Raw genomic sequence first — 13,696 nt, forward strand, 5'->3', positions numbered from 1 at the left:
GTTAGTTTTTGCTACGTACTATTTTTACGCCCACAGTTTGTGCCGCTGGCACAGCAGCTGGTTTGCTGACCTTAATGCTAACGCGCGGAGTGTTGAATTCGTCAAGGATTAACGCTGCCAATTGCTCGACTAAGGTTTCCAGCAATTCAACGGGTTTAGCGATACAGTGCTCAGTGACGCGTTGGCTAACCTGCGCGTAATCTATAGTGTGTGCTAAATCGTCGCTGAGTGCGGCTTGAGACAAATCACAGTCCATCTCGATGTCAAAATAAAGGCTTTGTTTACTTTCCTTCTCAAAGTCGTACACTCCTATTATGGTGTCGACTCTAAGTTGTGATATGTAGACAGTGTCCATCTCTTGGCTCCATAGTAGCTGGTCGGATACCCAAAAGGGATTAAACTCAGTACCCTTACGCGTCGCGAATGTCCACAGCGCTTTTTCTAAGGCTGTAATGCAAATGCGTAAACTAATTAATGAGCGGCGATGATAGCTTAAAAAGTATAATTAAAAAATAAGGATGACAGTGTTAGCGGCGTTTATGTGCATTTTTGCGTACCTTTTAGGTTCGGTCTCTTCAGCAGTGCTGATCAGCCACCTATTTGCGCTGCCAGATCCTCGTCAAGCCGGCTCAAAAAACCCTGGAGCAACCAATGTACTGCGTATAGGCGGTAAGCTACCCGCAGCGATGGTACTGGCGTTCGATATTCTTAAAGGTACGATCCCTGTATGGGGCGCCTACTTCATGGGAATTGATCCAATTCACCTAGGGCTCGTTGCCGTATCAGCCTGTCTTGGCCACATTTTCCCATTATTCTTTGGATTTAAAGGCGGTAAAGCGGTGGCTACAGCTTTTGGTGCCTTGCTACCGATTGGTTTGTCATTGGGCGGACTGCTGATTGTTACTTGGGCTGTGGTGGTAGCGATTACCCGCTACTCTTCACTGGCAGCCTTGGTCACTGTATCGCTCGCCCCGTTGTATACGTGGCTTATCAAGCCCTTATATACGTTTCCAGTAACATTTTTGACTGTATTGATCATAATCAGACATCACGCCAACATCGTGCGCTTGCTCAAGGGAACCGAGCCAAAAGTGGGGAAGAAGAAAGTCAAAAAGGCGCCAGAAGAATAACTCCTGACGCTCACTGTGCTCTAGCGGATGCTAGGCAGTGTATCTATCGGCCAGCGTGGCTGAACTTTGGTATCCATCGTTGCCGTTTGCCCCGCTTTAAGACGTTGCATACCTGCGTAGGCGATCATCGCACCATTGTCTGTGCAAAAGGCAGGACGAGGATAAAACACTTCACCTTGCATCCCCTGCATTACCTTTTCTAGCTGTTCACGCAGATACGTATTAGCACTCACACCTCCCGCGATAACAAGGCGCTTGATACCCGTCTCTTTTAGCGCGCGTTTACATTTGATAGCAAGGGTATCGATAACCGCGGTTTGAAACGCATGGGCGATGTCAGCTCTTGTCTGCTCATCATCGCCTTCACTGCGGATGGTATTAGCGGCAAATGTTTTTAACCCGCTAAAACTAAAATCTAAACCCGGGCGATCGGTCATTGGGCGCGGGAACTTAAAGCGCAGAGGCGTGCCCTTTTGTGCAAGCTTAGCCAGCAATGGACCACCTGGATAATCCAACCCAAGTAACTTCGCTGTTTTATCAAACGCTTCTCCTGCGGCATCATCCACAGACTCACCTAACACTTCGTACTCACCAATTGCGCTTACTTTCACAAGTAAGGTATGGCCACCGGAAACAAGCAGCGCTACAAAAGGAAATTCAGGCACTCTGTCTTCGAGCATAGGCGCAAGCAAATGCCCTTCCATATGATGCACAGCCACCGTCGGTAGCTTCCAACCATACGCCAGCGATCGTGCGATCGACGATCCTACCAGCAAGGCACCAACCAGACCTGGACCAGCGGTATAGGCAACACCGTCAAGATCCTCTGGGCCACAATTCGCTTCAGCAAATGCCGCTTCAATTAGCGGTAGGGTTTTGCGAACATGGTCACGAGACGCCAACTCTGGCACTACGCCGCCGTAGTCAGCATGCATTTTTACTTGGCTGTAAAGCTGATGGGCCAACAAACCTTGTTCGTCATCATAAATGGCGATCCCGGTTTCGTCACAGGATGATTCAATCCCCAAAATGCGCAATGTGTGTCTCCTTTGAGAGCTGGGTGGCTTGGTACGGCCGCATATTTTACCCGCTTGCTGCAATTTTACCAGTATTGTGATATTTATTCTTTACACACGTAGGTAAGTCGGATTACAATGCCGCACCATTTTTGAACCACATGATCATTATTTGATCAGATGAGTGAAGCTCATTAAGTTAGGTAGGTGAATTTTTAATGCCAGTAATTAAAGTAAGAGAAAACGAGCCGTTTGACGTAGCTCTACGCCGCTTCAAGCGTTCATGTGAAAAAGCAGGTATCCTTTCAGAAGTTCGTCGTCGCGAGCACTATGAAAAGCCAACTGCTGCGCGTAAGCGTAAAAAAGCAGCTGCTGTTAAGCGTCACATGAAAAAGCTTTCTCGCGATAACGCACGTCGCGTTAAATTATACTAATCACTGTCCGGTCTTGTAGTCATGAGTCTATTAGATTCGTTGAAAGACGCACAGAAAGACGCAATGCGCGCCAAGGACAAACTTCGCCTTGGTGCTATTCGTTCGGTCCTTGCAGCTGTTAAACAGCGCGAGATCGATGAGCGAATCACATTAGACGACGCTGCGATTACGTCAGTTGTTGTCAAGCTAGTGAAGCAACGCCGCGATTCTTATACTCAGTATAAAGACGCAGGCCGTGATGATCTTGCTGATGTTGAAGCTGCTGAAATGAGTGTTTTGGAAGAGTTTCTACCAAAACAGCTGAGCGAAGATGAAATCAATCAGATGATTGATAAAGCGATTGCCGATACTGGTGCTCAAGGCATGCAAGATATGGGTAAAGTGATGGGCGTAATTAAGAGTCAAGCTGAAGGTCGTGCCGATATGGGCAAATTATCCGGCCTTATTAAACAGCGTCTTAACGCCTAAAAAATCGCGAAAGCAATTTCAAGTAAACCGAGCCTAGTGCTCGGTTTCTTCGTTTAAGGCTGGCGCCGTTATTTTTAACGATACTCAGCGAATAACGACACAAGCGTTCACACATAGATTCTTTGTGATTTATACAAATAATCTAATTTTGGGTGGGTGCAAAAATCCCTTTTCTCATGGGGATTGATATAATACTCTGGTTCTCTCTTCTTATTAGGTGTTGAAAATGGCAGGTAAGATCCCCCGACAATTTATCGATGATCTTTTAGCGCGCACCGACATCGTCGAATTGATCGATTCTCGCGTCAACCTGAAAAAAGCAGGTAAGGATTATCAAGCTTGCTGCCCTTTTCACAATGAAAAAACACCGTCTTTCACTGTGTCGCAAGACAAACAGTTCTATCACTGCTTCGGTTGTGGTGCCAACGGCAACGCTATTAGCTTTGTGATGGATTACGACAAATTAGATTTTGTTGATGCGATTGAAGAGCTCGCGAGCTTATTACACCTTGAAGTACCAAAAGAGAGTGGTAATCACAGTAATAGCGATCGTCCTCCTGTCAGCCAAGAACAAAAGCGCTCAGACTACGACTTGATGGAACAAACCACGCGCTATTATCAGCAGCAATTACGTCATCATGCCAATGCGCAATTAGTGATTGATTACCTTAAAGGTCGAGGCTTAAGCGGACAAACAGTCAAAGATTTTGGCATTGGTTACGCGCCCAGTGAGTGGGAAGCACTGTGTCAAACACTGGGAAAAAATCCAAAACAAAAACAACAACTCATTGAATTAAAACTCGCAACGCAAAAAGACAATGGCCGCACCTTTGACTTCTTCCGCGATCGTTTGATGTTCCCTATTCGTGATCGTCGTGGACGCGTTATCGCCTTTGGTGGGCGAATTATGGGCCAAGATGACAACGGGCCGAAATATTTAAACTCGCCGGAAACGCGCATTTTCCACAAAGGCTTTGAGTTGTATGGTTTCTACGAGGCTAAACAAGCCCATAAAAAGCTAGACCAGTTACTCATTGTTGAAGGCTATATGGATGTTGTCGCTCTGGCTGAACACGATATTCGCTATGCAGTCGCCGCACTTGGCACCGCGACAACCACAGAGCATATGCAAATGCTGCTGCGCGCTACCGATAAGGTGATTTGCTGCTACGACGGTGACCGCGCTGGTCGTGATGCAGCTTGGCGCGCATTGGAAAATGCCTTACCGCATTTAAAAGACGGCAAAGCACTGAAGTTTGTGTTCTTACCTGACGGCGAAGACCCTGACTCTCTGGTGCAACAAGAAGGTAAAGCTGCCTTTGAACAACGCTTGAATGAAGCAAAAGACTTTATCGAGGTGTTCTTTGCACGCTTAAGTGATGATATCGATTTAACGCAAGATGCGGGCAAAGCCAAATTATTGAGCCTAGCATTGCCACTTATTGAAAAAATCCCCAGTGAGTTTTATCAAGAAAACTTGTTGGAGCGATTGGCGCGTTTTATTGGTCGTACTCGCGAGCAACTTAATGCCAAATTGAAGACCCCAAGGCAGCAACACCGTGTTGAGAGTCAATTTAAAATGACACCGATGCGTACCGCTATCGCCCTGATGATTCAACATCCTCAACTCGCAGGTACCGTTGATTATATGCCTGAATTAGCGGGTTTAGGCTTACCTGGGTTGGAACTATTTTTGAGTATTCAAAAGTATTGCATCGACAACCCCAGTGCACGCACGGCTCAGTTGCTTGAAAATTATCGTGAACGCCCGGAATACGGCGCACTCACTAAGCTTGCAGCTTGGCCACACCAAATAAATGATGACGTTTTGGAACCTCATTTCCAACAAACGGTCAAATTCATTGAAGATCAGTGTTTAAATCATCGCCTTGAGTCCCTATTAATAAAGGACAAGACACAAGGTTTAAGCGTTGATGAACGGCGTGAATACGCCCTACTCACACAAGCACTTAAAGGCAGTGAAGTGCTCGAAAGCTAGCCAGAAAATTCTCGGTCTGTTATACTACGCTATTCACTGCGTCAAACCGGCTTGGGGCACCCAGCTTAGGTTCTTAAGCTGACGCCTGTTGTATTAATTTATCAGGGTGGAAGAGCAAATCTCTATGGATCCAACTCCTCAGTCACAACTAAAACTTCTGATTCAGAAAGGTAAAGAGCAAGGTTATCTGACATTCGCTGAAGTGAATGATCACCTTCCACAGGACATCATAGACTCGGATCAGGTCGAAGATATCATCAGCATGATCAATGATATGGGTATCAAGGTTTGCGAAAGCGCACCTGATGCTGATGAGTTGATGATGGCTGAAACGACCACCGATGAGGATGCGGCAGAAGCTGCAGCCGCAGCGCTGGCAACCGTAGAAAAAGAAATCGGTCGTACTACTGACCCTGTGCGTATGTACATGCGTGAGATGGGTACAGTTGAGCTATTGACTCGTGAAGGCGAGATCGATATCGCCAAACGTATCGAAGAAGGTATCAACCAAGTACAGATTTCTGTTGCAGAATACCCAGAAGCAATTTCACACTTGCTTGAACAGTGGGATATGTTCGAAGCGGAAGAAATTCGCTTAAGCGACATCATTACTGGTTTCTTTGATCCAAACGAAGAAGAAACACAAATTTCAGCCACCCATATCGGTTCTGAATTGAGCGGTGATGACTTAGACGACGAAGATGATGACGTAGATGACGATGATGATGACTCGTCAGAGGAAGAGACTGATAACGGTCCTGATCCTGAAGAAGCGCGTATCCACTTCGAAAATCTTCGTTCTCTTTACAACAATGCGCGTGTAATCTTCGAAGAAAAAGGTCGTTCGCACCCAGATGCGAAAGCAGCTATCATCGAAATCGGTGAGCTATTCCGTACCTTTAAGCTAGTGCCTAAACAGTTTGATCGCATGGTTAACAACATGCGTGAAATGATGGATAAAGTGCGTGTACAAGAGCGCATCATCATGAAGCAAGCTGTTCAAGTTGCTAAAATGCCGAAGAAAACTTTCGTTAAGCACTTCGCTAACAACGAAACCGATGCTGCTTGGTTAGACGCAGAAATCGCAGCAGGCGAAAGCTACTCAGAACAACTTGCTGAGCTTAAACCTGAGATTGAGCGTTGCATCAACAAATTAAAGCATGTAGAGCAAAGCACTGGCTTATCTATCGAGCGTATTAAAGACATTAACCGTCGTATGAGTATTGGTGAAGCGAAAGCTCGCCGTGCGAAAAAAGAGATGGTTGAAGCGAACTTACGTCTTGTAATTTCAATCGCGAAAAAATACACCAACCGTGGTTTACAGTTCTTGGATCTAATCCAAGAAGGTAATATCGGTCTGATGAAAGCGGTTGATAAGTTTGAATACCGCCGTGGTTATAAGTTCTCGACTTATGCGACATGGTGGATCCGTCAGGCTATTACTCGTTCAATTGCAGACCAAGCTCGTACGATTCGTATTCCGGTACACATGATTGAGACAATCAACAAGTTGAACCGTATCTCGCGTCAGATGCTGCAAGAGATGGGTCGTGAACCGAACCCTGAAGAACTTGCTGAGCGCATGATGATGCCAGAAGACAAGATCCGTAAAGTACTGAAAATTGCTAAAGAGCCAATCTCAATGGAGACACCAATCGGTGACGACGAAGATTCGCATCTTGGTGATTTCATCGAGGATACAACTATTGAATCACCGATTGATTCGGCGACAATGGAAAGCCTCAAAGGTGCAACGCATGAAGTACTTGCTGGCCTAACTGCACGTGAAGCTAAAGTATTGCGTATGCGTTTCGGTATCGATATGAACACTGACCACACACTTGAAGAAGTAGGTAAGCAGTTCGACGTAACCCGTGAGCGTATCCGTCAGATTGAAGCGAAAGCATTGCGTAAACTACGCCACCCTTCTCGCTCAGATCTACTGAAAAGCTTCTTAGATGCTAACAAATAATTAGCGTCTACTTTAAGAATTACAAAGGCCGCTATTTTAGCGGCCTTTGCGTATCATACCAATCCGCTTAAGGATGTAGATATTTATGTGGGTTGGTATCACTTATCATTATTCATCCAACATGGGGATTAACATGGCTTGGATTCAAATTCGTATTCGTGCTACCGAATCGACCGCTGATGCGATCAGTGAGCACCTGATGGATGTAGGCTGTCCGTCGGTGACCTTTATGGACACCAAAGACACCCCTATCTTCGAACCACAACCAGGTGAAGTCATTTATTGGGCAGAAACCACGGTGATTGGTTTGTTCGAAGCGACACACGACATGCAAGCTGTGGTTGATTACTTAAAAGTACAACCTGAGCTACAAGAACAATTCCACTACAAAATTGAACAGTTAGAAGACAAAGACTGGGAGCGTGAGTGGATGAAAAACTTCAAGCCGATTCAATTTGGTGAGCGCCTATGGGTGTGCCCAAGCTGGCAAGAAGTGCCAGACCCAAGTGCAGTAAACGTGATGCTCGACCCTGGTCTTGCGTTTGGCACAGGTACCCATGCGACCACAGCTCTGTGCTTACGCTGGTTAGACAGTTTAGATTTAACGGGTAAAACCGTAGTCGATTTCGGTTGTGGCTCGGGCATTTTAGGTATTGCTGCTATTAAGCTCGGTGCTGAGCGTGTGATTGGTATAGATATCGACCAGCAAGCACTTGATGCAAGCCGAGATAATGCGCAGCGCAACGGTGTCGCCGACCAGCTTGAAGTGTACCTGCCACAAGATCAACCAAGCTTCGAAGCGGATGTGGTGGTAGCGAACATTTTGGCCCAGCCACTGCGTGAGCTTAATGAAGTCATTCTTGGGCTATTGAAGTCCGGTGGTGAAATTGCACTCTCAGGTGTGCTTGAAGAACAAGCAGAATCAGTCGCTAGCTTCTACGAGCACAAAGTGACCCTCGATCCAATCGCCCAAGAAGGTGAGTGGGTGAGGATCAGTGGGATTAAGAAATAACCACTTTTGATCCCACCGCGCGCAGCGGACAAAAGTCCCTGCGCAGCGGCTTACGCAGTATTTTTACTTTGTTTACGCTCCATCAACACCACGCTATATCAGCCCTGTCGAGCAGGTGTATATAAAACACACAAAAAAATCATATCCTCAGCTCGTTATAAAATGTCAATACAAAAAGTTTAAAAAAAAAGCACTTTTGTTCAATTTATAGCCTTTGATTTTGTCTCAAAAAACCGTAAACTTAGCGCCCCTTGAAACGAGGTAAATTGTAACGCTGTGCAAATTGGTCCTTACCAGTTAGAAAACAATTTGATGGTTGCACCGATGGCGGGGATCACCGATCGCCCCTTTCGGCAGTTATGCCGTCGCTTAGGCGCTGGACTGGCAGTCTCAGAAATGTTGTCTTCAAATCCCAAGGTGTGGCAAACAGCCAAATCTATGGGACGGATGGATCACAGTGGTGAGTCCGGTATTCGCTCCGTGCAAATCGCGGGCGCTGACCCTGAACTCATGGCACAAGCAGCACAATTTAACGTTTCCAACGGCGCGCAGATCATAGATATAAATATGGGATGTCCTGCCAAAAAAGTGAATAAAAAGCTCGCAGGCTCTGCTTTATTGCAGTATCCGGACTTAGTCGAAGCCATTGTTAAAGCAGTGGTGGATGCGGTTGATGTGCCCGTCACATTAAAAATCCGCACTGGCTGGGACACGGACAACCGTAACGGTGTCGAGATTGCAGCTATCGCTGAGCACAATGGTATTCAGTCACTAGCCGTACATGGGCGCACACGTGCATGCATGTACAAAGGCTTTGCTGAATACGACACGATCAGAGCCGTGAAACGCTCAGTGTCAATTCCTGTAGTAGCCAACGGCGACATTACGTCACCAGAAAAGGCTAAGCAGGTACTAGAGTATACGGGCGCAGATGCCATCATGATTGGACGAGCCGCTCAAGGTCGTCCCTGGATTTTCAGGGAAATTGACCATTACTTAAAAACCGGAGAATTGCTTCCCCCTCCTCCTATCGAGGAAGTGCGCAGTATCCTGATGGAGCATTTAGTTAATCTTCATCAATTCTACGGTGAGCCCATGGGGCCGCGGATTGCTCGTAAGCATGTTGGATGGTATTTGCAAGCTCATGACCAAGAAGGTCAGTTTAGGCGAGTATTTAATGCATTAGAAACACCTGATAGTCAGGTCGATGCACTAAACGAATACTTTGAAACTTATTGCTAATCCAGAAAGAAAGAGACATACAAAGATGTTTGAACAAAATGTGACTTCTCCTTTTATTACTAACGCTCACGTTCAGTCACAAGAGAAACCACAGCCTCTTCGCGACGCTGTTAAAAAAGCTGTTCACCACTACTTGAAGCAGCTTAACGGCCAGGACGTACAAGACGTTTATGAACTTGTTCTTTCTGAGCTTGAAGCGCCACTTCTAGAAGAAGTAATGACGTATACTCGCGGTAACCAAACACGTGCTGCAATCTTACTAGGTATCAACCGTGGTACTTTACGTAAGAAACTTAAAAAGTACGGCATGAACTAATTTACTTGCAGCCTCGCGCTGCACCTAAAAGCACCCTCGGGTGCTTTTTTATTTTCGCCCATACGCGAAAAACGACCAGCGCAACAACTTGGTCGTGGTGTTATACAAAAACACCATCATTGTTTAAAATAGGGTTTCTAAGCAAATCCCTTGTCTAACCCCTAGGCTCTATTCACCTTTAACTAGGTGTCGCCTAAGACAAGATTATCTACTCAACTGAGGTAACAAAAACTACCATGGATACACATCGTCCAATTCGTCGCGCGCTACTGAGCGTATCTGACAAAACGGGTATCGTTGACTTCGCTCGTGAGCTAACAGCTCAAGGCGTTGAAATTCTTTCTACCGGCGGCACATGTAAGCTACTTGCTGACAACGGTATTAAAGTAACTGAAGTATCTGACCATACAGGTCATCCAGAAATCATGGATGGTCGCGTAAAAACACTTCACCCTAAAATCCACGGCGGTATTCTAGCTCGTCGCGGTCAAGATGAAGGCGTGATGAGTGAAAACAACATCGACGCAATCGACATGGTAGTTGTAAACCTATACCCATTCGCACAAACAGTTGCGAACGAAGGCTGTACGCTAGAAGACGCTATTGAAAATATCGACATCGGTGGTCCTACTATGGTTCGCGCAGCGGCGAAGAACCACAAAGACGTAACCATCGTTGTAAATGCAAATGACTACGGTCGCGTTGTTGCAGAAATGAAAGAGAACCAAGGTTCAACTACGCATGCAACACGTTTCGATTTAGCAATCGCAGCGTTTGAGCACACAGCTCAGTACGACGGCATGATTGCGAACTACTTCGGTAAAATGGTACCTGATTACACTGAAGAAGCGGCAACAGACACTAAGTTCCCACGCACTATCAACATGCAGTTCACTAAGAAGCAAGACATGCGTTACGGTGAAAACTCGCATCAAGATGCTGCTTTCTACATCGAGAACGACCTAACTGAAGCATCAGTAGCAACAGCTAAGCAGCTTCAAGGTAAAGCGCTTTCGTACAACAACATCGCAGACACAGACGCTGCTCTTGAGTGTGTGAAAGAATTCGATGCGCCAGCATGTGTTATCGTTAAACACGCCAACCCATGTGGTGTATCAGTAGGCGAAAACATCCTAGAAGCATACGACCGTGCATTCAAAACTGACCCAACATCTGCGTTTGGTGGCATCATCGCGTTCAACCGCGAACTAGATGCAGACACAGCTGAAGCAATCATCGCACGTCAATTCGTTGAAGTGATCATTGCACCAAGCATCAGTGAAGAAGCTGCACAAATCGTTTCTGCGAAAGAAAACGTGCGCCTTCTAGAGTGCGGTCAGTGGCAAGACAAAACAACCGGCGTTGATATCAAACGTGTAAACGGCGGTATCCTAGTGCAAGACCGTGACCAAGGTATGGTTGCTGTTGAAGAGCTGAAAGTTGTGTCTAAACGCCAGCCTACAGAACAAGAACTTAAAGATCTTATGTTCTGCTGGAAAGTAGCGAAGTTCGTTAAATCTAATGCTATCGTGTACGCAAAAGACGGTATGACTATCGGTGTGGGTGCAGGCCAAATGAGCCGCGTATACTCTGCAAAAATCGCAGGTATCAAAGCAGCTGACGAAAACCTTGAAGTTAAAGGTTCAGTAATGGCATCAGATGCCTTCTTCCCGTTCCGCGATGGTATCGATGCTGCTGCACAAGCTGGCATCACGGCTGTTATTCAGCCGGGTGGCTCAATGCGCGATGAAGAAGTTATTGCAGCCGCTGATGAAGCGGGTATGGCAATGGTCTTCACTGGCATGCGTCACTTCCGCCACTAAGAACTAAATCGCCAGAGCTTAGGCTCTGGCGCGTTTTCGTAGACTATTCAAATCAATCTGTTATGTTGTGTTAAAACATAATAACCACACAAGGATTCGATTATGAAATTTAGCTTAAAAACAGCACTTGCCGCGACAATAGCACTGTCTCTAAGTGCCTGTGCGTCTACCTCTGTCACAGAGTCCCTCGAAGAAGTCACCACAAGTAACTTTCGCAGTGAACAAGCGCAAGCTAGAGATCAATATCGTCACCCTGTTGAAACGTTGGCATTTTTTGGTATTACCCCAGAGATGACAGTAGTGGAAATCTCACCTGGCGGTGGTTGGTACACAGATATTCTTGCACCTTTGTTAAAAGGTAAAGGCACACTCTATGCTGCCCACTTCCCTGCTGACTCAGATGTAAAATATTACCAACGTTCATTGGCTGGCTTTAAAGAAAAGATGGCCAACACAGGTGCCTATGCTGATATCCGACTAACAGAATTTTCTGCTGGCACTCACCATAACATTGCCCCTGCAGGCAGTGCAGATATGGTGCTAACTTTCCGTAACCTTCATAACTGGTATATGAACGGCGATGAGCAAGCAGTAAAAGATGCAATGCGTGCATTCTACACAGCTTTAAAGCCGGGCGGCGTACTGGGCGTGGTTGACCACCGCTTACCAGAAACCCGTGACGCAGCTAAAGCTAAGCGCTCAGGTTATGTAAAAGAAAGCTGGGTGATTGCCTTAGCAAAAGAAGCAGGATTTGAACTTGCTGCGAAAAGTGAAATCAATGCGAACCCGAAAGACTTCGCCGATCACCCAAAAGGCGTGTGGACCCTACCACCAAGCCTAGCTTTGGGTGATGAAGATCGCGCAAAATATGAAGCGATTGGCGAAAGTGACCGGATGACGCTGAAATTCATCAAACCGCAATAGGATTTTTAAGCCATGAATGTACTAGTCATTGGCAGTGGCGGCCGCGAACACGCATTAGCGTTTAAAGCCGCTCAATCACAAAAAGTTGAGAAAGTATTCGTAGCACCTGGTAACGCAGGTACTGCGCTTGAGCCTAAGTTAGAAAACGTTGCCATTGGTGTTGAAGACATCGAAGCACTGATCGCTTTCGTTAAAGAAAACAATGTAGAACTAACGATTGTCGGCCCTGAAGCGCCATTGGTAATCGGTATCGTTGATGCATTCCGTGCCCAAGGTTTAGCAATTTTTGGCCCAACTCAAGGCGCAGCACAACTTGAAGGCTCTAAGTCGTTCACGAAAGACTTCTTAGCGCGTCACGATATTCCAACTGCGTTTTACAAAACGTTTGAGCAAATCGAGCCTGCACTTGAGTACATCAAAGAGCAAGGCGCACCTATCGTTGTTAAAGCTGACGGCTTAGCAGCAGGTAAAGGTGTTATCGTAGCAATGACCGAAGCAGAAGCTGAAGAAGCTGTACGCGACATGCTCGCGGGCAATGCATTCGGTGATGCAGGTAGCCGTGTTGTTATCGAGGAATTCCTTGAGGGTGAAGAAGCATCATTTATCGTGATGGTTGATGGCAAAAACGTATTACCGTTCGCAACTAGCCAAGACCACAAGCGTGCATACAATGGTGACCAAGGTCCAAACACTGGCGGTATGGGTGCTTACTCACCTGCACCAGTGGTAACACCTGACATTCACGAGCGTATTATGAATGAGGTGATCAACCCGACTGTTGCTGGTATGGCTGCTGAAGGCCACCCTTACACTGGTTTCCTATACGCTGGCTTAATGATTGCAGCTGACGGCACACCGAAAGTGATTGAGTACAACTGTCGCTTTGGTGATCCTGAAACACAACCTATCATGTTGCGTTTGCAATCAGATCTCGTTGAACTTATCGAAGCGGCCAACCGCGAAGAGCTAGATAAAACGGATATCCAGTTTGACCCTCGCGCAGCGGTAGGTGTCGTGCTTGCAGCCAAAGGTTATCCTGGCTCTTACCCTAAAGGCGACGCTATCTCTGGTCTACTTGTTGAGTACCCAGAAGGCGAGAAAGTATTCCATGCGGGTACTAAGCAAGATGGTGAAAACGTAGTGACTGCCGGTGGTCGTGTACTGTGTGCAACCGCGCTAGGTGAAACAGTTACTGCAGCGCAACAACGCGCTTATGAGCTAGTCAAAGCGATTAACTGGGACGGTGTAGAGTACCGCACAGATATCGCTTACCGTGCAATCGCGCGTGAAAGCTAAACACTCATAGCAGTGCTTGGAAAAAGGCGAAGCTCAGGCTTCGCTTTTTTTATGCTTAGCAATT

The 13,696-nt window shown here is 46.4% G+C and carries 13 protein-coding genes; 11 read left to right on the plus strand and 2 right to left on the minus strand.

Annotated elements, in window-relative coordinates; genetic code table 11:
* Position 1: 1 nt before the first annotated feature.
* Positions 2 to 355 carry a dihydroneopterin aldolase gene (folB, locus tag V1358_RS07725; RefSeq protein WP_347393113.1) on the minus strand — a complete coding sequence of 118 codons (354 nt, stop codon included), beginning with the start codon at positions 353 to 355 and terminating at the stop codon, positions 2 to 4.
* 163 nt (positions 356 to 518) lie between these two features.
* Between folB and plsY the strand changes: the two genes are divergently transcribed.
* On the plus strand, positions 519 to 1,130 hold the full coding sequence (gene plsY / locus V1358_RS07730) for a glycerol-3-phosphate 1-O-acyltransferase PlsY (protein ID WP_440589712.1): 612 nt from the start codon (positions 519 to 521) through the stop codon (positions 1,128 to 1,130).
* 20 nt (positions 1,131 to 1,150) lie between these two features.
* Here the strand turns inward: plsY and tsaD are convergent, their stop codons facing one another.
* Positions 1,151 to 2,167, minus strand: a complete 1,017-nt coding sequence (gene tsaD / locus V1358_RS07735) for a tRNA (adenosine(37)-N6)-threonylcarbamoyltransferase complex transferase subunit TsaD (RefSeq protein WP_347393114.1) — start codon at positions 2,165 to 2,167, stop codon at positions 1,151 to 1,153.
* A gap of 197 nt (positions 2,168 to 2,364) precedes the next feature.
* On the opposite strand from tsaD, the gene rpsU reads away from it, so the two are divergent.
* From rpsU to purD, 10 genes are all read left to right on the plus strand, one after another.
* Complete coding sequence (gene rpsU, locus V1358_RS07740) at positions 2,365 to 2,580, plus strand: 30S ribosomal protein S21 (protein ID WP_347390341.1); 216 nt, start codon at positions 2,365 to 2,367, stop codon at positions 2,578 to 2,580.
* A 21-nt stretch (positions 2,581 to 2,601) separates the two neighbouring features.
* On the plus strand, positions 2,602 to 3,048 hold the full coding sequence (locus tag V1358_RS07745) for a GatB/YqeY domain-containing protein (RefSeq protein WP_347390340.1): 447 nt from the start codon (positions 2,602 to 2,604) through the stop codon (positions 3,046 to 3,048).
* Positions 3,049 to 3,274: 226 nt separating this feature from the next.
* Positions 3,275 to 5,047, plus strand: a complete 1,773-nt coding sequence (gene dnaG / locus V1358_RS07750; protein WP_347390339.1) for a DNA primase — start codon at positions 3,275 to 3,277, stop codon at positions 5,045 to 5,047.
* Positions 5,048 to 5,171: 124 nt separating this feature from the next.
* Positions 5,172 to 7,019 carry an RNA polymerase sigma factor RpoD gene (gene rpoD, locus V1358_RS07755; RefSeq protein WP_347390338.1) on the plus strand — a complete coding sequence of 616 codons (1,848 nt, stop codon included), beginning with the start codon at positions 5,172 to 5,174 and terminating at the stop codon, positions 7,017 to 7,019.
* Positions 7,020 to 7,152: 133 nt separating this feature from the next.
* A complete protein-coding gene (gene prmA / locus V1358_RS07760) occupies positions 7,153 to 8,031 on the plus strand; it encodes a 50S ribosomal protein L11 methyltransferase (protein ID WP_347390337.1) in 879 nt (292 codons plus the stop codon).
* A 276-nt stretch (positions 8,032 to 8,307) separates the two neighbouring features.
* Positions 8,308 to 9,273 carry a tRNA dihydrouridine synthase DusB gene (gene dusB, locus V1358_RS07765; RefSeq protein ID WP_347390336.1) on the plus strand — a complete coding sequence of 322 codons (966 nt, stop codon included), beginning with the start codon at positions 8,308 to 8,310 and terminating at the stop codon, positions 9,271 to 9,273.
* A gap of 25 nt (positions 9,274 to 9,298) precedes the next feature.
* On the plus strand, positions 9,299 to 9,589 hold the full coding sequence (fis, locus tag V1358_RS07770; RefSeq protein ID WP_010374122.1) for a DNA-binding transcriptional regulator Fis: 291 nt from the start codon (positions 9,299 to 9,301) through the stop codon (positions 9,587 to 9,589).
* A gap of 236 nt (positions 9,590 to 9,825) precedes the next feature.
* The gene (gene purH, locus V1358_RS07775; protein WP_347393115.1) at positions 9,826 to 11,412 is read left to right on the plus strand and encodes a bifunctional phosphoribosylaminoimidazolecarboxamide formyltransferase/IMP cyclohydrolase; all 1,587 of its coding nucleotides are present in this window, start codon (positions 9,826 to 9,828) and stop codon (positions 11,410 to 11,412) included.
* Between the two features lie 102 nt (positions 11,413 to 11,514).
* A complete protein-coding gene (locus V1358_RS07780) occupies positions 11,515 to 12,336 on the plus strand; it encodes a class I SAM-dependent methyltransferase (protein ID WP_347390334.1) in 822 nt (273 codons plus the stop codon).
* A gap of 12 nt (positions 12,337 to 12,348) precedes the next feature.
* Entirely contained in the window at positions 12,349 to 13,632 is a 1,284-nt protein-coding gene (gene purD, locus V1358_RS07785; RefSeq protein WP_347390333.1) for a phosphoribosylamine--glycine ligase, read from the plus strand.
* Positions 13,633 to 13,696: the final 64 nt, after the last annotated feature.

Source organism: Pseudoalteromonas pernae (genome assembly GCF_039831865.1).
Taxonomy (GTDB): Bacteria; Pseudomonadota; Gammaproteobacteria; order Enterobacterales; family Alteromonadaceae; genus Pseudoalteromonas; species Pseudoalteromonas pernae.

What these genes read in the sequence shown, in the direction of transcription:
- folB (WP_347393113.1), bottom strand. Translation starts at nt 355, where the DNA reads ATGGACACTGTCTACATATCACAACTTAGAGTCGACACCATAATAGGA.
- plsY (WP_440589712.1), top strand. Translation starts at nt 519, where the DNA reads ATGACAGTGTTAGCGGCGTTTATGTGCATTTTTGCGTACCTTTTAGGT.
- rpsU (WP_347390341.1), top strand. Translation starts at nt 2,365, where the DNA reads ATGCCAGTAATTAAAGTAAGAGAAAACGAGCCGTTTGACGTAGCTCTA.
- V1358_RS07745 (WP_347390340.1), top strand. Translation starts at nt 2,602, where the DNA reads ATGAGTCTATTAGATTCGTTGAAAGACGCACAGAAAGACGCAATGCGC.
- dnaG (WP_347390339.1), top strand. Translation starts at nt 3,275, where the DNA reads ATGGCAGGTAAGATCCCCCGACAATTTATCGATGATCTTTTAGCGCGC.
- rpoD (WP_347390338.1), top strand. Translation starts at nt 5,172, where the DNA reads ATGGATCCAACTCCTCAGTCACAACTAAAACTTCTGATTCAGAAAGGT.
- prmA (WP_347390337.1), top strand. Translation starts at nt 7,153, where the DNA reads ATGGCTTGGATTCAAATTCGTATTCGTGCTACCGAATCGACCGCTGAT.
- fis (WP_010374122.1), top strand. Translation starts at nt 9,299, where the DNA reads ATGTTTGAACAAAATGTGACTTCTCCTTTTATTACTAACGCTCACGTT.
- purH (WP_347393115.1), top strand. Translation starts at nt 9,826, where the DNA reads ATGGATACACATCGTCCAATTCGTCGCGCGCTACTGAGCGTATCTGAC.
- V1358_RS07780 (WP_347390334.1), top strand. Translation starts at nt 11,515, where the DNA reads ATGAAATTTAGCTTAAAAACAGCACTTGCCGCGACAATAGCACTGTCT.
- purD (WP_347390333.1), top strand. Translation starts at nt 12,349, where the DNA reads ATGAATGTACTAGTCATTGGCAGTGGCGGCCGCGAACACGCATTAGCG.